Annotated in this window: 14 protein-coding genes; 5 read left to right on the forward strand and 9 right to left on the reverse strand. The window is 54.8% G+C overall.

Going from position 1 to position 18,805, the window contains the following annotated elements; translation table 11 throughout:
* Positions 1-35: 35 nt before the first annotated feature.
* The 8 genes from QGM61_RS12635 to QGM61_RS12670 form a co-directional block, all read right to left on the reverse strand.
* Positions 36-578 carry a Tfp pilus assembly protein FimT/FimU gene (locus QGM61_RS12635; RefSeq protein WP_237134917.1) on the reverse strand — a complete coding sequence of 181 codons (543 nt, stop codon included), beginning with the start codon at positions 576-578 and terminating at the stop codon, positions 36-38.
* A gap of 4 nt (positions 579-582) precedes the next feature.
* Positions 583-1,083 (reverse strand): type II secretion system major pseudopilin GspG, encoded by a 501-nt coding sequence (gene gspG / locus QGM61_RS12640; protein ID WP_272907355.1) that lies wholly within the window; start codon positions 1,081-1,083, stop codon positions 583-585.
* A 24-nt stretch (positions 1,084-1,107) separates the two neighbouring features.
* Positions 1,108-2,328, reverse strand: coding sequence for a type II secretion system inner membrane protein GspF (gene gspF / locus QGM61_RS12645; RefSeq protein ID WP_281133188.1), 1,221 nt, complete (start codon positions 2,326-2,328; stop codon positions 1,108-1,110).
* 3 nt (positions 2,329-2,331) lie between these two features.
* The gene (gene gspE / locus QGM61_RS12650) at positions 2,332-3,795 is read right to left on the reverse strand and encodes a type II secretion system ATPase GspE (RefSeq protein WP_237134919.1); all 1,464 of its coding nucleotides are present in this window, start codon (positions 3,793-3,795) and stop codon (positions 2,332-2,334) included.
* Positions 3,792-5,831 carry a type II secretion system secretin GspD gene (gene gspD / locus QGM61_RS12655; RefSeq protein ID WP_281133189.1) on the reverse strand — a complete coding sequence of 680 codons (2,040 nt, stop codon included), beginning with the start codon at positions 5,829-5,831 and terminating at the stop codon, positions 3,792-3,794. The genes gspE and gspD overlap by 4 nt, the downstream gene beginning before the upstream one ends.
* Before the next feature lie 13 nt (positions 5,832-5,844).
* The gene (locus QGM61_RS12660) at positions 5,845-6,726 is read right to left on the reverse strand and encodes a type II secretion system protein N (RefSeq protein ID WP_281133190.1); all 882 of its coding nucleotides are present in this window, start codon (positions 6,724-6,726) and stop codon (positions 5,845-5,847) included.
* 16 nt (positions 6,727-6,742) lie between these two features.
* A complete protein-coding gene (locus tag QGM61_RS12665; RefSeq protein ID WP_237134922.1) occupies positions 6,743-9,418 on the reverse strand; it encodes a TonB-dependent receptor domain-containing protein in 2,676 nt (891 codons plus the stop codon).
* A 104-nt stretch (positions 9,419-9,522) separates the two neighbouring features.
* Entirely contained in the window at positions 9,523-11,172 is a 1,650-nt protein-coding gene (locus tag QGM61_RS12670; protein WP_237134923.1) for a hypothetical protein, read from the reverse strand.
* A gap of 227 nt (positions 11,173-11,399) precedes the next feature.
* On the opposite strand from QGM61_RS12670, the gene QGM61_RS12675 reads away from it, so the two are divergent.
* The 5 genes from QGM61_RS12675 to QGM61_RS12695 all read left to right on the forward strand — a co-directional run bounded on the left by QGM61_RS12675 (position 11,400) and on the right by QGM61_RS12695 (position 17,320).
* Complete coding sequence (locus QGM61_RS12675) at positions 11,400-12,440, forward strand: MBL fold metallo-hydrolase (protein ID WP_237134924.1); 1,041 nt, start codon at positions 11,400-11,402, stop codon at positions 12,438-12,440.
* Between the two features lie 104 nt (positions 12,441-12,544).
* A complete protein-coding gene (locus QGM61_RS12680) occupies positions 12,545-13,393 on the forward strand; it encodes a hypothetical protein (protein ID WP_237134925.1) in 849 nt (282 codons plus the stop codon).
* A gap of 259 nt (positions 13,394-13,652) precedes the next feature.
* On the forward strand, positions 13,653-14,408 hold the full coding sequence (locus QGM61_RS12685) for a response regulator transcription factor (protein ID WP_237134926.1): 756 nt from the start codon (positions 13,653-13,655) through the stop codon (positions 14,406-14,408).
* A gap of 5 nt (positions 14,409-14,413) precedes the next feature.
* Positions 14,414-14,785 (forward strand): Hpt domain-containing protein, encoded by a 372-nt coding sequence (locus QGM61_RS12690; protein ID WP_237134927.1) that lies wholly within the window; start codon positions 14,414-14,416, stop codon positions 14,783-14,785.
* Positions 14,786-14,794: 9 nt separating this feature from the next.
* The gene (locus tag QGM61_RS12695; protein WP_281133191.1) at positions 14,795-17,320 is read left to right on the forward strand and encodes a GAF domain-containing hybrid sensor histidine kinase/response regulator; all 2,526 of its coding nucleotides are present in this window, start codon (positions 14,795-14,797) and stop codon (positions 17,318-17,320) included.
* Here QGM61_RS12695 and QGM61_RS12700 read toward each other — a convergent pair.
* Positions 17,276-18,802: an ATP-binding cassette domain-containing protein gene (locus tag QGM61_RS12700; RefSeq protein ID WP_281133192.1), complete on the reverse strand. Its 1,527-nt coding sequence runs from the start codon at positions 18,800-18,802 to the stop codon at positions 17,276-17,278. The two genes, QGM61_RS12695 and QGM61_RS12700, sit on opposite strands and share 45 nt — an antisense overlap.
* Positions 18,803-18,805: the final 3 nt, after the last annotated feature.

An 18,805-nucleotide genomic window follows, 5' to 3' on the forward strand; every position in this document is an offset into this window, starting at 1 on the left:
AACTGTCCGAACCAGCGGGCTGTGGAAATTTTTCGCTACCACTGTGTTTCAATGACCCCTGATTCCTGAGTGGCGACACGAGCAAGCTGTGTTTCTCCACTCGCCGTTTGCACTGACAACTGCAAGATGAATGGCGTCGTTTCGCCAGTCGGATACATGACCAGCACAGGTTCATTTGATTCATCGCCAGATTGGAGCCCACGGCGGGCCAGATCAACAGGCTGTTCTTCGACCCATAAATCGAGCTGAAGGGATGGCGGTAATTCAGCCTGTAATTCCATGTCGTCATCAATCTGCCACTGACCGTTACGCCAACGAGACCACACGAGCTGCCAGCCTTCATCAGCCAAATCTTCAGGTGCCCTCAGATGCATTCCTATCGGTTGCGCCATGACGACTGCCCGATTTGACGCAAGGCCAATCAGCTGGCTCACATCCTCTGCGATATCCAGAGCCTGGTCGTCAGCGTCTGAACCCCGCCCCACGGAGAACGCCACCGTGCTGACCAGCAGCGCAGCGATTGCCATCACCACAAGAAGCTCGACCAGACTGAAACCACGGGCCGCGCCAGGGCTCATCGGCTTACTGTTCCTGATTCTGCCAGTTGCCATAATCAGCGTTTTGCCCCTCACCACCACGCGTTCCGTCGGCACCAAAGGTAAAGACATCGTACTGTCCGTTCTGACCGGGACTCAGATAGCGATAGGGATTCCCCCATGGATCGACTGGCAGAGCTTCCAGGTAGCCATCCTGCTTCCAGTTTGTCGGCACCGGCTCCAGCGTCGGTCGGTCTACCAGTGCCTGCAGCCCCTGCTCGCTGCTGGGATAGACATAGTTATCCAGGCGATACATACGCAACGCAGTTTCGATGGCGCTGAAATCGGCGAACACTTTCTGCACTCGTGCCTCATCGGCACGGCCGAGAACATTGGGCGCAATAATGCTGATAAGCAGGCCCATGATGACCAGCACTACCAGTATCTCGATGAGACTGAAGCCTTGTTGCTTCCTGATAGATTTTGCTTCTGGCAGCGCCAGAGCTGAGCTGTTTGTGCTGTTAACGGCAGCATTTTTAACCAACATAGAATCACCCATCGTCTGAACTCGTTATATCAATGTGTTGATATCAAAAATTGGCAGCAGAACTGCCAGCATGATCAATGTCACCAGACCGCCCATCAGCACAATGGTCAGCGGTTCCATCAATGCCATCATGGTGCTGAGCCTGATGCTCAATTCCCGTTCCTGGTTTTCGGCAGCATAGGCCAGCTGACGCCCCAGGCTGCCATTCGCTTCTCCATTGGCGGCCATCTGCTCAAGGAGTGGAGGAAACGCCGCGCATTGACGCAGGCTCTTGCTGAAGCTGCCACCCTCCTGGACTGCAGTGGCCACCGTGCGGGCCGCGGCGCGCATGACCTCGTTATTGAGAACCTGTGCCGCAATGCGGACTGATTCCAGCAATGGCACTCCGGAGCCAAGAAGTATCGCCAACGTCGATGCAAAACGTGCACTTTCCAGCTGCCGCAGGTTTTCACTAACACCTGGCACCTTGAGTAAAAATCCATGCCAGCGCAGGCGGTTTTCGACAGCCTGCAGCCACCAGCGAAACAGTACCCCGCCTAATGCAATGGCACACAGCAACAGCAAGGCCCATGGTGAGCCCATAAACTCACTGACGCTGATCAAAGCCTGTGTCAGACCAGGCAGGTCACGTCCCGATGTGGCGAACATGGTGACCAGTCTCGGCACCACAAAGGTCATCAGCAAGGCCACTACCAGCAGGCTGACCGACAGTAATGCCAGAGGGTAGATCATGGCGGTGCTGAGTTTCTGACGCGCCTGCTGGCCTGTTTCTGTGTACTCTGCCAGGCGCTCCAGCACCGGACCCAAGTAACCCGCAGATTCACCTGCCCGCACCATGGCGCAATACATTCGGTCAAACGCCGCCGGGTGCTCTGACATTGCCTGTGCCAGCGAATGGCCTTCGACAACCCGCGACCTGACCTGAGACAGTATGCCTTTCACTTTTATCTGCCGTGACTGCCGGGCACTGATCTGCAGTGCCTCGTCCAGCGGCATGCCTGATTGCACCAGCGACGCCAGTTGTCTGGTAATTAATGAAAGCTGGGCGACCGACAGGCGGCGCGGTCGCCACCAGAGAGACTGACCGCCACTGGCATCATTGGCAGCACTGGTCACGGTAACTGTCATGGGTTTCATGCCCTGGCTGCGCAGCCGTGCACGCGCCTGGCGCTCGCTGTCAGCCTCCAGCACACCACTCACCGGCTTGCTGTCGGCGCCCAGTGCTTTGTAGCGGAACGAAGCCATGACCTAGATCCCCGTGCCCATGGCAGTCACCCGCAGCACCTCTTCCAGACTGGTTTCGCCGGCCAGTATTCGCTGCCTTCCATGCTCGGACAAGGCAGGACTGGTCGCGCGTACATGGGCTTCCAGGGCTGGCTCTCCAGCCTGATCGTGAATCAGTCGACGCATGGTGGCGTCCACCTCCAGCACCTCGTAAAGGCCGGTTCGGCCGCGGTAACCGGTGTGGTTGCACTGATCACAGCCGGCGGCTCGCCATACCTGCGTCCCTTCCGTAAATCCGAAACGCTGCTGCTCTGCCGCATCGGTTGCAACCGGTTGCTTGCAGTCGTTACAGAGACGTCGAACAAGACGCTGCGCCAACACCAGTTGCAGACTGGACGCCAGCAGAAATGGCTCGATGCCCATATCCTGCAGTCGAGTGACCGCGCCCACCGCCGTGTTGGTATGCAGGGTCGACAACACCAGGTGTCCGGTCAGTGAGGCCTGCACGGCAATCGCCGCGGTTTCCTGGTCACGAATTTCACCCACCATCACCACGTCTGGATCCTGTCGCAAAATGGCGCGCAGACCGCGGGCAAAACTCATATCCACTTTGGTGTTGACCTGTGTCTGGCCGATGCCGGGAAGCACATATTCAACTGGATCTTCAATCGTCAGAATATTGCGCTCGCGACTGTTGATATGCTGCAGACCTGCATATAGCGTCGTGGTCTTACCAGAGCCAGTCGGTCCTGTGACCAGTATGATGCCGTGAGGTCTGGCCAGTGCACTGGCAAACAGCGCATGAATGGGTGCCGGCATCTGCAGTTGTTCGAGTTTCAGCTGACCGGCAGCCTGATCCAGCAGGCGAAGCACCACTCGCTCTCCGAAAGCAGACGGAATGGTGGACAGGCGAATGTCCACCGCGTGACCCGCCAGCCTGACACTGATGCGCCCATCCTGAGGCAGTCGCTTTTCGGCTATATCCAGACGCGCCATGACCTTGAGACGCGAGACCAGCACAGGTCCCAACTCAGAGCGTGGCGCCAGCACATCGCGCAGAACACCATCCACGCGGAAGCGGATTGCGACACGCTGTTCAAAAGGCTCGATATGTACATCTGATGCCTGTTCGCGAACGGCCTGCGACAACACGGCGTTGATCAGTCTGATCACCGGAGCATTGTCGGCATCAGACAGCAGATCACTGTTGCCGGGAATATCATCAACCAGTGCCGTCAGGTCGATATCGCCACCCAGCTCATCAGCCGCACGCTGGGCGTCATCTGCCCCACTTTGATAAAGCGTGGTCAGCCGCTGCTGAAATTCGTTTGCTGATATTACGACCGGCGTGAATCCATGACCCATGATGCGACGCAGTTCCAGCAGCACATTCAGCGCAGGTTCACCCCGACAGATCACTTCGCCGTCATCAAGCAGCACACCTTTGCCGTTGGCAAAATCATAAGGCAGAACATAGTGCTGGTTCACGGCTGATCTTCCTGCGCCTCGGCATCAGGGGCGTCCAGCAGCGTCTCCCAGGCAGGCAGCAGTGGCATTTGTGAGTCGCCAAAAATACCACCATGGACAGGCTGTTGCAGAAGCTGTTGATTACGGATGTGTTCGTACTTTTCAGCGGTTGCGCCGCGCAGGGCGTTGTCATCGCGCAGGATAGTCGGTCGTATGAATACCAGCAGATTGGTTTTCTGCACCGAACTGGAGGTGGAACGAAACAATCGGCCCAGGCCTGGGACGCTGCCCAGTACCGGCACACGACTTTCACTCTGAACCACATTGTCGCGAATCAGGCCGCCCAGCACCACGGTCTCACCATCTGCTACCGTTACGCGAGTTTCAATTTTGCGTTCGTTGGTGATCAGGTCCACCGCACCTGCTTTCTGGGAAATGCTGGAGATTTCCTGAGCGATGTCCAGCGCCACCTTGTCACCACGATTGACATGTGGCGTGACTCGCAAGGTGGTACCAACATTCTGTCGGGTAATGGTCTGGAACGGATTCTGAACATTACCGCTGTTGCCCGTGCTGGTGTAGGACCCCGTGATGAACGGCACACTTTCACCAACAGTAATCAGTGCTTCGGTGTTATCCGTGGTCAGGATATTTGGCGTAGACAGAATGTTGGCGCCAGAGTTGGCCTGTAACAGGTCTATCAGTGCCAGCAGGTCGGTGCTGCCGCCAAGGCGACCGATACCAATGGTCTGTCCGGCAGCACTGGCCAGACCAGCCGCCAGGTTTTGCAGGCCTTCCTCGCGGTCTTCATTGAGTGCGCCATCGGCAATAAGTCCAAGTCGCTGCAGATTGGCGCCGGGCTCAAAGCTGCCGGCAAACGCGCCACTTTCGTCCCTGAACAGCCACTGGATTCCGAGGTTCTGCCCCACATCATCATTTATCTCGACGATAATGGCCTCGACCAGAACCTGGGCGCGCTGGATGTCCAGCCGCTGCACTACATCCATCAGAGAATCGATGATGTCCATGTCTGCAGTAATGATGACCGCGTTATTGTCAGGGTCAGCTTCAACACTGGCACGGCGCGCACCATCAGCTGCTGCTCCCTCGGTGACACCCTGCCCCGGCGCCACACCACCCAGTTGAAAAGTGTTACGTATGACCGAGGTCAGTACCTCCGCAACACGCTCGGCACTTGCGTATTCCAGATAGACAACACGAGTGTTGCCGGTCTGCTCACGCGGCTTATCAAGCAAGGTAATGAGTTCCCGGATGGTGTCCCGCTGTCGTTTGCCACCTGTCACCAGCACTGAGTTCGTGCGTGTATCCGCATTGATCTGCAGCCGCGAGGTGACCGGTTCCTGATCAGCGGCCACCTGGTCTTCATTCATTTCGCGAAGCAGGGCAACAATGTCGCTGGCCTGCGCAAACTGCAGGCTGACGACTTCGGTTTCCGGCACTGAAGACTGATCAATGCGATCCAGAATCTGTCGAATACGCTGCACATTGGCAACCGTGTCGACCAGAATGATCATATTTCCATCGGGGTAGGCAGACATCTGCCCGTTGCTTTGCGACACCAGTGGACGCAGCACTGGCAGCACCTGATTAACAGACACATTGTCGAGCTGGATGGCCTCGGTGACATAGCGACTGCTGTCGTTGCTGTCGTAGCTCGAGAATGGCAGCGGCGCCGAGCGCACTTCCTGCGACGGTACGATGCTGACCATATTGTCGCCGGTTTCCACGGCGGTAAACCCGGTGATGTCCAGGGCTCTGAGAAAGATACGGTAATAGTCCTGAGCGTTGACAGGCGAGCTGCTGATAACGGTTATCTCGCCGCGCACGCGCGGATCCAGAATCATCGTTTTCCCGGTCACATCCTGAACAGCCCGAATAACCTCGAGAATGTCACTGTTACGAAAATTTGGCGTCCACATGGCTTCCTGGGCAATGGCTGTCACGGATGACAATGCCAGCATGAATGACAGGCACAAAGGAGCCATCCAGTCAGGCTGGATCTTGCGGATAAGCAGATTGGCAGGATTCGCTTTCATTAACTCTCTCATATCACGGCAGGCCAAGCGTGGCCCTGTTCAGATTGACAGTCTGCAGGGTGCCGTCGCGTGACACCTGCAGCTGTACCGTTTGTGATTGCTGCAGCTGACCCAGCAGGGATTGCAGCTGACCAAGGTCATTGATGGACGTACCATCGACGGCAGTAATGATGTCGCCGATTGCCAGACCGGCATTTGACAGAAGATCGGCGCGACTGCCATGACGGATGCGCAGACCAGCAACTCCTTCCAGATTGACCATTTGCAACCGCATGACGCGAGCCAACTCTGCTGCCTGGTCCATGCCGGACACTGGTTCCGTCGTGTCCTCACTCACGGAGCTCGACTGGGCAGTCGTAACTGGTGCAACTGCTGAAGTCGCCCCATTGGCTGCAGCAGGATCGTAAAGCCGAAGTCGCTCTATCCGACCATTGTTGTTCAGCGTGACATGATCACTGAAGATCTGCTCTAGAGTCACACCGGCGGAGGTGCCCTGTAGCGCGTCGCCAGGCCGATAAACCTGTTGCTGGTCACCACTGGCAATGATGGCTCGGGATGAGGACGGCTCAGTGCTGAGTACGGCTCCGCGTAACACAAGTTGTAAGCGAGTGTCATCGGCAGTAGCAGTTTCACTGACCATGTTTGAAGCAGACAGTCCCCTGGCTTCCGTCAATGTGAATGCCTGGGCTATGCGGGCAAGATCTACAGAACGGGACTGAGTCGCAACATTATCGGCGCGCGTTACCGACGGCGGCGCAATACCTTCCGCGGCATCGGGAACCAGCAACCAGAACAGTCTCGCCAGCGAGTATCCGGACCAGATCAGCACTGCCAGAGTCAGCAGTACTGCAAGTCCGGACACCCACAGGCGGGTTTGCGCAAGTTTGTTCAGCATCGTCTCCGAATAAACCTTACAGTTTCCACTGCAGGTCAAGACGCAAACGCGAACCGGTAGCAACGTCGATGATTTTTACATCATCCTGATAGAATTCGCGGTTTTCGTCGAGCAGGTTCTGCGCACGCAATCTGACAGTAATGCGGTCTGTCGGAAAATAAGAGTACGTCAGGTCCAGTGAGTGGAACGGATTTTCAAACGCATCTGGTGACTCATTACGGCCACCGAAGAAGACCCGCTCACCAAACACGTTGTACAGCAATGACGCGGCGTGTCTGCCGTTGTCAGAGTCGTAGCCCAATTGCGTGTTGACCACATATTCCGAGTGGCCAGTCAAACGACGGTCCAGGCTGGTCTGCGAGCTGGCAGCGTCAAATGTCAGCTCGGAATCGCTGAGCACCAGATTGCCACTGACAAAGAAGCCGCGGCCGATGTTCTTCAGGCCTTCAAACTCCACACCGTAGATCTCGCCAGCCTCTGCGTTGTCAAAGCTCAGCAAACGCGCGTCCTGTGGACCTGGTCGTTCAACTCGCTCGATCGGACTGGAGATATCCTTGTAGAACAGTGAAACCGTCAGGTTGTCACCGTTATCAAAGAACATTTCGGTGCGTAGGTCAAAATGATCAATGTCCGAGAAACTCAGGTTCGGGTTGCCTTGAACACGGTCATTCAACTCGGGGTCAATGAACTGAATGTCTGCGTACTCTCGCAGGTCAGGACGGACAACCGTCTTGCCATAGCCGAGTCGTACCTGGAAATTATCTGTACCAAACAGGCCATCCTGCATATAGGTCAGTGCTACAGACGGATAGAAATCATCATCCCGCAGCAGCGCATTGCTATCTGGCTGGTTAATATCTTCGATTACTTCATTGAGGAAGTCGCCAGAGTAGTCAAGCAGGTTCAATGGAATCACGCCGCGGGAGAAATCTTCCCAACGCACACCCGCCGTCATCCGCCAGTTGTCCATAAAGTAAGAGTCCACCATACCGAAGGCAGCGATTTTGCTTTCACCGGCAACGTAACTCTCGGTACCAAAGTTGGAACCCATGTTCAGGAAGAAGCCATTATCCAGATCCGCCAGGTTATCATCGCTGAAAACCTGCGATGGCAGTCCTTCGCGACCTGTCGGGCCCATCACGATGTTGGCAGTATAGCCGTAGTACTCACGAGCTTTTTCGCTGTAGTTGTAGCCACCAGAAACGGTGCCATTTGTGAAACCAAGGTCAAAATGTGCATCAGCCTGATAACCCCAGCTTTCTACACTGTCTTCCAGTTCAAGGAAGGCAAACTGAGCCGACGAGCCAGTGTTGACCTGGGTTGAAATCAGCTGCTGTGAACCCGGGTCGAGAATATTGGTCGACTGTACCGAGCTTGAATTAGGCACATTGGTGCTGGCCTGGGCGTCTGAGTAGAACCAGCGCAGATCAACTCCGTTTACGAAGCTGAACAGACTGCGCATTGGCAGACGTTCGAGGTCGTAGGCTTCCAGGGAATGCTCTCCTACAACCTGGTTAACGAACAATTCGCGCTGTTCGAGACGCGACACATTAGTCTTGCGCTGGCGACCACTGGCCTGCTGGAAATCGGGGTTGAAGCCCAGCACTATGGACGCCTGATCTTCATCATCCTGCAACAGGTAGGTGTTGGTGGAAATGGTATGCCGGTCCTGATACGACAGACTCAGGTTCAGTGCAGCAGTCAGACTGTCATTTGTGAATGTTCGCTGAATATTGCGGAAGGTTTCATCCGGGTTGCTGAAGCTCTGCTCGAACTGATCGGAGTTGCTCTGGCTAGTACCAATTGCGCCGTTGGCGAGTACACCAAATGTCAGATCATTGTTGATATCAAATGCATTGCCCAGCGTCACGGACGCATTGGTATCCGGATCCAGGGACGTTGTGCTTTCGATATCAACATCGCGGTTAATTGAGCGCAGCAGTTCGCGGTTGATGCGAATGCCTTCAAGCCGTTGTGCTTCCGTCGGCGTACCAACACCTGGATACTCAAATCGCGTGATATTGGAAGGACTGATATCGCCCTGATAAGTATTCAGCGCATTCATGATGCCTTCTGGCAGGTCACCCTGGTCGCCCAGGTTGCGCAAGCCGTCACCGCTGTTTTCGGTGTTCCAGCCTGCACCCACCGACACATCGAATACCAGGTCATCCGGGGTGCCACGAGTACGAATATCAACGTTGCCGCCACCGAAGGCTGCCGGCTGGTCTGATGAATAGGCCTTGTGAACTTTCACTGACTCCAGAATCGAGGCAGGAATGTAGTCCAGCGGAATCACGTTGCGGCTCAGCTCAGGTGAAGGAATTTCTGCACCGTTCAGTGTTGCGCTGGAGTAGCGCTCACCCAGACCACGCACATAAATGAACTTGCCGTCCACCAGCGACAGACCAGTCACGCGGCGCAAAGCCATGGCCACATCGGAGTCACCGGCGCGTGAGATTTGCTCGACGCCGACCACTTCGGCAGCGAAGGGCTGTTCCACCCGCTCCATGATGATGGAGCGCGCCGCATCACGCAGGCGTCCCATGACCATGATTTCTTCCACCTGGGGTGCCGGGACCTGGGCAGCCTGTCCAGCCTCTTCCTGCGCCAGGACCTTAGCTGAAACGGTTGCTGCACCTGACATTACGACTGCAATCGCACACGTCAGTTTGCGTGGTTGCCAGTTCATCATATTCATCACCTTTACCTTAATCTATGCCTTTCTGGAAACCCGAACGGGGACAAGTCCTGTTCGGCCTCATCCCCGCTCTGGGCTGCGCTTGATTGCGCTGACTGTTACAGGCCGGTTGTCCAGCCAGATACCCAGTCGTCACCCGCTTTCACAGCACCGATGAAGTCCACAGACTCAAAGAATGAGCTGCTGCCGGAACCACCCAGAGCCGGCGCTGCGTCAGCGCTGAAGTTATCCTGCAGACGTGTCACATCGAACACAGTCACATTGATCGCCGCACCGTTGGCATCAGTCATGCTGGGAGCAGTGACATAAGCCGTCGGGTTGGACGGGCTCAGACCAGTGAGCACCGTAGCGGGCAGATTGGCTGATGCATCAACGACGGCGTTGCCATTGCTTGTCCACCAGTTGCGCAGGTCCAGACCGGCACTTGAAGACACTTTCAGTGACTCGGTACAGGCGATCACGTTGCCACTGGCAGCACTGATACCACTGTTGATACCAGCGATTGTCTGTGAGCTCTCCACTTCAAAACACTCGTTACTGGCCATGCCGCTGGCATTGGAGGTAATGATCGAGTTGTACTGTTCAAAGTAGCTGCCCTCACGATACAGCGGGCCTTCTGCATCACCTTTGGAGGAAGGCGCAGTACCTGCGTTGGTATCGACATTTGAGGTGATACAGGTCATGTTGGAGACACGGCCTTTGGTGTAAGGAGCGATATTATCGGGCTGTGAGTCGCCGGTGTTATCGGCTTCGATACAACGGTTGGAGCCAGAGGTCTGAACAATCAGTGCGAACTGAATATCGCCTACCCAGCCCTCTGAGTAGTCGATGGAATCGTCGCCTACGTTGACAGCCACGACGTTCTTCAGGTCAACTGCACCGCCGAACATTTCGAAACCATCATCAAGCGTGGTGTAAGTCTGCACGTACTCAATCGTCGTTCCAGAACCTACCGCATTCAGAGTCAGACCATTCAGCTCGTCACCATCAACCACCTCAAACCCTGCGTGACGAATCTGCACGTACCGCAACAGACCGGAGCTTTCTGAGTTGTTGTTACCACCGTAAGTGGCCGGACGACCTTCTGAGGTCACGTGGCAATTGTGCGGATTGCTGGCTGTTGCCTGACGATCAGCATCGGTACACTTGTTGGTCAGACCATTACCATTGATCTGAACGCCGCCCCAAAGGCCACGATCAGACTGAGTAGCCTGGTTGTCGCGCAGGTCACGGACCGCACTGAAAATAATCGGCTTGCTACGCGTGCCATCGGCAACGATTCGCGAACCGCGCGCGATTCTGACGTAGTCTTCCGCATTAAAGAAGGCAATCTTGGCGCCGGCGCCAATTGTCAGGGTTGCACCCTCGCCATCCTGAGGAATACGGACACCCTGCGCTGCAGAATTCGCATTAACATCGCGACCAACGAACAGGCTGTCTTCAAAAATGTGCAGGCCGCCATTTGGCAATTCATTGATAACCAGGTCGGTGGTCAGAGGGCGTGTATCGCTGACAAAGGTGTTAGAGTACGTGCAGTTACCACCACTAAACGCTCCCTGAACTGCCTGCCCGGACACGGTGTAACTAGCGCAGGGGTTGGTTGTACCGCCACCACTATTGCCACCGCTATTAGTGGTGTTGTTTGAGTTTGAAACCGTTGTGGAAGGAGCCAGCGTGACACCACCACCGTCGCAAGCTGCGACTGCTGCGGCCAATACACTGACACCAAAGATTGTTTTAATATTCATACCTTAGCTCTCTCCGGGATGGAATCAAGAATCCTGAATGGCCGTATACTGAACGAGTTCTTTGTCAGAACTGTGACAAGTCTCGAAAAATCCACGGCTCCCGGTCTCAGCCTTCAGACTGACGCTTTATTGATGCCTATCAATGATTTGTGTTTCGATATGAGGGATAGTAATGACACTGTTACATGACAAAATCATGACAATTTGGTAAATAACAGGAACGCAGCATGATCTTCAGACAACTGTATGATTCGGTATCTTCCACCTACACTTACCTACTGGCAGATGAACACTCGGGTCAGGCGATCCTGATCGACCCGGTATTCGAACAGGTGACCCGCGATCTTGCCATGCTCAGAGAACTGGAGCTCAAACTAAAGATCGTTGCTGATACCCACGCACATGCCGACCACGTTACTGCAGCATGGCTTTTGAAGCAGCATACAGGCTGCTGGATAGCCTCGTCAGCTGCTGCCGGAGCCGAAAACGTTGACCTGCCACTAAAGCACGGCGACAAATTTGGCGTGCAGGGTGTAAAGCTGGAAGTCAGGGCCACACCGGGCCATACCGCCGGTTGTCTGACTTATGTGCTGGACGATTACAGCATGGCATTCACTGGTGATGCATTATTGATCCGCGGCTGCGGACGCAGCGATTTTCAGCAGGGCGATGCATCTCGCCTGTACCACTCCATAACCGAGCAGATTTTCTCACTGCCTGACGATTGCGCCATCTACCCCGCCCATGACTACAATGGACGCACACGCTCGTCCGTCGCGGAAGAAAAGCTGCACAATCCCAGAGTAGGGGGAAATGCAAATGAAACCGATTTTGTACAATACATGAAAGCCATGCAATTACCTCATCCCAAAAAAATAGATGAGGCACTTCCTGCGAACATGCGAAGTGGCAAACCAGAAGACGGCAAGTTACCTGACGAACCCGACTGGGCAGATATTCGCATAAGTTTCGCAGGCATCCCCGAGGTAACACCAGAATGGGTAGTACATAACCAGCCATCTGTGACAATCATTGATGTTCGCGAAGCCGAAGAGGTTGAACAGGATATTTCAATTCTCAGCAACGCCATCAGCATCCCATTAAATCAGCTGCGTGATCGTCTTTCAGAAATACCCGGCGACAAACCGATAGTGACTCTTTGCCGCTCAGGCAAACGATCATCGCTGGCCTACAGCATTCTGAAAAGCGCTGGCTTTGACAAAGTTGCCAACATCCGGGGCGGCATTCTGAATCTTCCTGCCCGTTAATTCAGGCTGTTCAGCAAAGGTTAATACTCAGGCTTCTAGGCTGTCTCTGTAAGCGCCCAATCGCTAGTTGGGCACAGTCAGAGGCAATGCGAAGGAGCAGCGGCATGAGTAACAAGCGAGAAGTCAAGACCATCCGAAACCGTTATATACGACGCCTGTTCGGCATTATACTGCCAGCCTGCCTGCTGATACCGGTCAGTGTCAGTCATGCAGACGAAGAGCATGTTGCAAGTGCCTGCGCCACGCTTGAGTTCATGGCGAAGATGACTGCACTGAACCTGCTGTTGCCTGCCAACAATGATGATGTCGCCGAACTGCAGCTGGCCAGTCAACAAATGCGCGAACTGAATCGCCTTGCCTGCCAGCCGGTTGTGCACGATGGCGGGACACGCTATCAGAACACCTATGCCAATGGGCGCCAGGTATCCATTGATCTGTTCAATCAGGCCTGGTACTTCCCGAATGGCCAGGTTTTCACAACACATCCAGGCCGCAATTCAGCCATCTACTACCCCAATGGTCAGTTGCTGGCATATGGCTGGACACGCGGTGAAGAAACCGTTTTCTGGCCGAATGGAAACCCTGCCACGTTCAGCTTCCGGACCGAGCAGGAGGCGTGGTACTACCCTGACGGGCATATTATTACTTACCTTGCAGGTGTGCAGGGTGCACGCTGGTTTTATCCGTTCGCGCGACTGGACGGGCAAGTCGGCCAGGAAATGATTTCATCGAAGTGGGGACGTTCCGGCGAATACTTCAGTCACTTGCGGTTCTCCCGGAATGGGCTGGCCTTCGTGGAGCAGCAGCGGATCCGCGGCAAGCTGGTGCTGTCTGACGCAGAGCTTCTTGACGTCCCGGGTGTCCTGCTGATGGTGACACGCCTTTACCAGGCTCCTGACGAGGCCATGCTGTTTCTGCCAGGAGATGGCAGCATCGCCGGGGCGCCCTACTGAGGACAGGGCGCTAGATTTGCCCCAGCAACTGCACAACCCCCAGCGTCAGCAGCCAGGCGGCCATCACAAAGACGAAGGATCGCCTGGCTTTCACCACCGCGCAAAATTCTTGTTTCATCAGTTTCATACTCCCCACATTTCCAGCGCTTTTTTCTGTTATTATCTGGCTCGCAGTTTCGATAGTGCTAAAAACGGCATCGTTTGTCGTTGATCCAGTTCACAGTCATTGTAAAAAAATGTACGCTACCTGCTTTACGGTATGAATAATAACAATTCGGTATTAATGCTTGTTGATGACGACCCGGTATACACCCGGATACTGTCGCATCAGTTAAAAAATCGAGGCTATCAATGCCTCGTCTGTAATGACGCCACGCAAGTTTTGCCGTCCACTCAGGCTTCCAGCCTGAACGGCGTGACGGATGGTGAGTTGCCCGATGTCTTTATTCTGGACTACCACCTGGGCAATGAGTCGCAATCCGGACTGGATTTATGTCGGCAGATACGCGTTTATCTGGACAGGCCCGTCATCATGCTATCGAACGACGACACCACAGATATCAAAGTATCCTGCCTGAACGGCGGTGCCGACCAGTACATCGTCAAGCCATGCGACTTGGAAGAACTGGTGGCACGCATCGAGGTAGTGAATCGCAATCGACAGCGACTGTCCCGGGTCTCCGACCATCAGGGCGCGGCACGCTCGGCCATGACCATCCCACTCAGTGAAACCTTCAGGCTGGACCGCCAGAGCCACAGTATTATCGGTGATAATGGGAAATCCGTACCACTGACTGAGAAGGAGGCCGCCTTGCTGGAGCTGTTCTTCTGTCAGCAGCCGCATTTTATCAATCGCTATGGGGCGTTTCAGAGCCTTTATGGCTATGAAATGGATCCCAGCAATCGATCTATCGATATTCTCATCAGCCGCCTGCGCCGCAAGCTGGCAACGGCAGATCCGTCTTTCAGGATTCGTACCCGGCGTGGCGAAGGTTATGAACTCTCCCTGGGGTGACTGACATGAATACGCTTCCGGCTCGAAGCAAATCCTCAGCGCTGTTTGATGCCAAACGGCTCCCGCAGGAACTCGAGTCCGATGAACAGGCTTTACTGCAGTCGCTACACGAGCATTATCAATCCCACTTATCCGCGATCATCCTTGCTTTGCAGAAGGCCATTAACATTGATCAGGACCTGGCCCGGGCTGCCAGCCTGGCGCACAGCGTGCGTGCTTCCAGCATTAGCATCGGCGCGCGACGGGTGGCTGAGTTGATGGCTGAACTGGAAACACACGGTGAACGAGGAGACAGCCAGACATGCCAGCAGTTGCTGGCTCAACTGCAAGAGGCATGGCCAGCAACCTGTCAGGCAATGCGCGAGGCTTTAATGTGAGATGTCCCTGTGACTGAAAACATTCCTCCAACACATGATGCCGGGTCAACACATCGTCTGTTACTGGACCTGGCACTCGCCATTTCGCTTGAAGATCGTGCCGATGTGTTATGCCGACGATTTCTTTCCACTCTCTTCGAACACATACAGGTCCGCTGCGCTCAAGGCTACGCTGCCCTCGAGCTAAAGCCTGTCATGCACGTTCCTGGCGACGAAACTGTTGTCCTGGTCCCCGACAATTCAACAACACGACAGCTTTTGTCCCGACATGCAGATGAAACACCGACTGCGATGCGCCACTTTCCTGTTGCGGACAATGCCACATTGATTATTCATTGTGATACCTGGTCACTGTCGGAGACCGACAGCCACCAATTCATGCGCATTCTCGACAAACTGGGCAGCGCGCTGCAGCAGTCGCAGAATCGTCTGAGTGAAATCGAGCGCAGCCGCCGCCTGTCGCTTGCCACACATGCTGGTGGCATTGGTGTCTGGGAGTACAAACTAAGCTCGCAGACACTGAACTGGGACGAGGAAATGTTCAGGCTGTTTGAAGTCGACCCGGCACAGTTCAGCGGCGGTATAGATGACTTCCGGCGCTGGCTTGACCCAGCAGACGCGGCCGATGTGGTTACCCTGCTTGGCAACCTGATCAAGCTGGACCTCAAAGAACCAGCCGAATATCAATTTCGCATCACAACGCCAGGCGGCGTGACTAAAAAGCTGGCAGGTTATGCCTCCTTGACGACAGCGCAAGATGGTTCAGCGCAGATCATTGGGGTCAACTACGATATTACCGAACTTGAGCTGGCGCGCACTCAATCGCTTTACCGATCACAATTGGAAAATCTGCTGATCACGCTGTCAATGAAAATGGTCAGGGCCGATGCCACGGAAATTGATTATCTGACAACTGAAGCTCTGCGCGACGTTGGTCAGTTTGTTGGTGCGGACCGTGCCTATCGTATGGATTATCTGTTTGACGAGCGTATCATACGCAACACCCACGAATGGTGTCGGGACGGTATAACGCCGGAAATAGACAACCTGCAGAACGTGCCTATCGATGACATCCCTCTATGGGTAAACACCCATACCAGCGGCCTGCCATTCTATTGCACTCGCGTATCCGAGCTCCCTGAGGACAACGTCCTGCGCAATATACTCGAACCCCAGCAGATTCGTTCCATCGTCACCATTCCATTGATCGACAATGATCGCTGCACCGGATTCATCGGCTTTGATGCCGTACACCAGGAACGTCACTGGACGGAAGTTGATATCACCATTCTCAAGCTGCTTGCCGAGCTGCTCGTGAATGCCGAGCGCAGACGGGGTCATGAGCAAGCGCTGCAGGAGGCCAATGCAGCACTGCGCAATTCGCGGGATACAGCCGAAAGGCTGGCCAATGATGCGCGAGCTGCGAATGAGGCTAAATCACGTTTTGTGGCACGCGTCAGTCATGAAATTCGCACGCCTTTGCATGCCATCATGGGTTTGACAGATATCGCACTGGAGCATGTCGACGACCGCCGGTCACGACAGACCTTACATGCCATTCATGATGCCGGCGCAACGCTGCTGGAGATCATCAATGACATTCTCGATTTCTCCAAAGTTGAGGCCAATGAAATCACCATCGAAAAGGTCGTGTTCAGTCCCGCCGATATTCTGGAGAAACTGAGTCGCATGTTTTTGCCACTGGCAAAACAGCAGGGCCTGGAACTGATTGTGAATCTCGATGATTCTGGCCACATGCCACGAATCGGCGACGCCTTGCGCATTCGTCAGATACTGCACAACTTTGTCAGCAATGCGATCAAATTTACCAGCATGGGCTCTGTGTCCGTGAGTGCCACGGTTAAAGATGAGGATTTACTGTTCAGTGTGACGGATACCGGTATTGGTATCGCCAGCGCCGATCAACCTCGCCTGTTTGACGCGTTTTATCAGGTTGATGACCGCGATAGCCGTTCGTACTCCGGCACCGGGCTTGGGCTGACAATAGCCCATCAACTGGCCAACAAACTCGATGCCACAATCGCTGTCGCCAGCGAGAAAGGTAAAGGCTCCACGTTTACGCTGCGGTTGCGCGCACCGCGCGCCGCCATCCAGGCCACAGAAGATATTGCTGCCGACGGAGCGCCCGTCAAAAGTCGCCCTCTAAGCATCCTGCTGGCCGAGGACGACCCCATTAACCAGCAATTAACCAAAGCTTTTCTGGCCAGCAGTCATTGCCTTCTTGATATTGTCCCCAATGGGGAAGCCGCAGTAGACGCCGTCCGCAATCATGACTTCGACCTCATTCTGCTGGATTGTCAGATGCCGGTGATGGACGGTTATGCGGCCACAGCCCAGATCAGGGAACTATCAGGGCCACGGACGCCCATAGTCGCCATCACCGCAAGCGCCCTGGAACAGGACAAACAACGCTGCCTGCAGGCGGACATGGATGATGTCCTGACCAAACCATTCAGTAAAAGAGAGTTGTTACGCCTGATTGAACGCTGGACGGCTACGCCAGCGACCGACTGAATCTTCCTCATCCATTGCGCAGATTAAATGGTGATTAATACTGCGTGGTGCATCTTCGTCAGTGTGACTCACGTAGATCAAATGTGTTTGTCCTTGTGCTGCGATCAGGTCCAGTAGCTGCAGCAGTCTCGCCCTGTATACATCATCGAGGCCGACGCAGGGCTCGTCCAGTATCAGGATCAGTGGTTGCTTTACCATGGCACGGGCCAGCAGCACAAGCCGCTGTTCACCAAAAGACAACTCACTGAAAAAACTTTCAGCGGCACCAATCAGACCCAGGGCCTGCATCCAGGCTTTGGCATGAGCACGCTGAGTCGCACCAATATCTGCATACAGCCCCACGGTGTCGTGAAAACCACTACAGATAACATCAAGCACCCGCCAACCGCTGACGTATTGACGCTGTAGTTCGTTGGAAACAATACCGAAGTGCGCCTTCACATCCCAGACAGACTCTCCCGTGCCACGGCGATGGCCGAACATAACAACATGCTGGCCGTAGGCTTTGTGGTTGTCGCCGTCGAGCATGGCCAGAAGTGTTGATTTCCCGCAGCCGTTGGGACCTTCCACCAGCACGTGATCGCCCCAGTTCATCTGCCAGCTGAAATCACGAAATACATACTTGTCGCCGTACTGGACACTGACGTGTTTCAGTTCAATCAATGGCTGTGATCGACTGGGCGAGATGGCACTTTTTAATCGGTTACTGACGGTCATTGTCGGCGTCTCAGGCAAAGTGATGTCACTGGGCAACTGTGGAGACAACAACTGCTGGCAATAAGGGTGTTGGCTGACAGGCCCTGCTTCGCCTTCAGTAATCATTTTCGAATCACGAATGAGGGCCATATGGCTCAGCCGGGAAAACAGCTGATTCTCGCGTCGAGCAAGCAACAGGGTAGTATTTCCAGGCGTCATCCATTCGGTAAGCGCCTGCGTGATGACGGTTACGCTGTCTCTGTCGATACTTTCCAGCGGTTCGTCCAGAACCAGCAATCTCGGACGCTGGGCAAGTGCACGGGCGATCAGTGCACGCCGGAACTGCCCTGAGGACAGGAAGCGAATCCCCCTCTCAGCAAGATCATGGATACCCAGCGCTCGCAGGTAATACTGAACCTCACTGTCGTTGACCCGAGCGAGACCGGAGGCCAGCGCCCAGACCGTCGTCCCACTGTCTGCCCCACTGGCTTCAAACTCACTGACATCAAATCGATTGTCGCGCTGCCATAAACGCTGCTGCTCTTCAAATGACACAACACACACGTCGACGCGCGGATCAAAACCATCGTGATACGTTATGTGCGAGCGGGCCAGCGGGAGTTTACCAAGCAGAGCATCAAGTAACAGCGTTTTGCCAGCACCGTTGCCACCAAACAGACACCAGTGCTGGCCCTCCCGGATTTCGAAGAAATCCACCTGCAACTGCAACCGGCTGGTAACCCTGCAGTTGAGGTTCTTGATTGAAAACAACGCCTGATCAGTCATCGC

The sequence above is a fragment of the Pseudohongiella sp. SYSU M77423 genome (assembly GCF_029911965.1).
Lineage (GTDB): Bacteria > Pseudomonadota > Gammaproteobacteria > Pseudomonadales > Pseudohongiellaceae > Pseudohongiella.

Coding starts and splice junctions, on each gene's coding strand:
- QGM61_RS12675 (WP_237134924.1), top strand. CDS start 11,400: ATGATCTTCAGACAACTGTATGATTCGGTATCTTCCACCTACACTTAC.
- QGM61_RS12685 (WP_237134926.1), top strand. CDS start 13,653: ATGAATAATAACAATTCGGTATTAATGCTTGTTGATGACGACCCGGTA.
- QGM61_RS12635 (WP_237134917.1), bottom strand. CDS start 578: ATGAGCCCTGGCGCGGCCCGTGGTTTCAGTCTGGTCGAGCTTCTTGTG.
- QGM61_RS12700 (WP_281133192.1), bottom strand. CDS start 18,802: ATGACTGATCAGGCGTTGTTTTCAATCAAGAACCTCAACTGCAGGGTT.
- gspG (WP_272907355.1), bottom strand. CDS start 1,083: ATGTTGGTTAAAAATGCTGCCGTTAACAGCACAAACAGCTCAGCTCTG.
- QGM61_RS12690 (WP_237134927.1), top strand. CDS start 14,414: ATGAATACGCTTCCGGCTCGAAGCAAATCCTCAGCGCTGTTTGATGCC.
- QGM61_RS12660 (WP_281133190.1), bottom strand. CDS start 6,726: ATGCTGAACAAACTTGCGCAAACCCGCCTGTGGGTGTCCGGACTTGCA.
- QGM61_RS12680 (WP_237134925.1), top strand. CDS start 12,545: ATGAGTAACAAGCGAGAAGTCAAGACCATCCGAAACCGTTATATACGA.
- QGM61_RS12665 (WP_237134922.1), bottom strand. CDS start 9,418: ATGATGAACTGGCAACCACGCAAACTGACGTGTGCGATTGCAGTCGTA.
- gspD (WP_281133189.1), bottom strand. CDS start 5,831: ATGAAAGCGAATCCTGCCAATCTGCTTATCCGCAAGATCCAGCCTGAC.
- gspF (WP_281133188.1), bottom strand. CDS start 2,328: ATGGCTTCGTTCCGCTACAAAGCACTGGGCGCCGACAGCAAGCCGGTG.
- QGM61_RS12670 (WP_237134923.1), bottom strand. CDS start 11,172: ATGAATATTAAAACAATCTTTGGTGTCAGTGTATTGGCCGCAGCAGTC.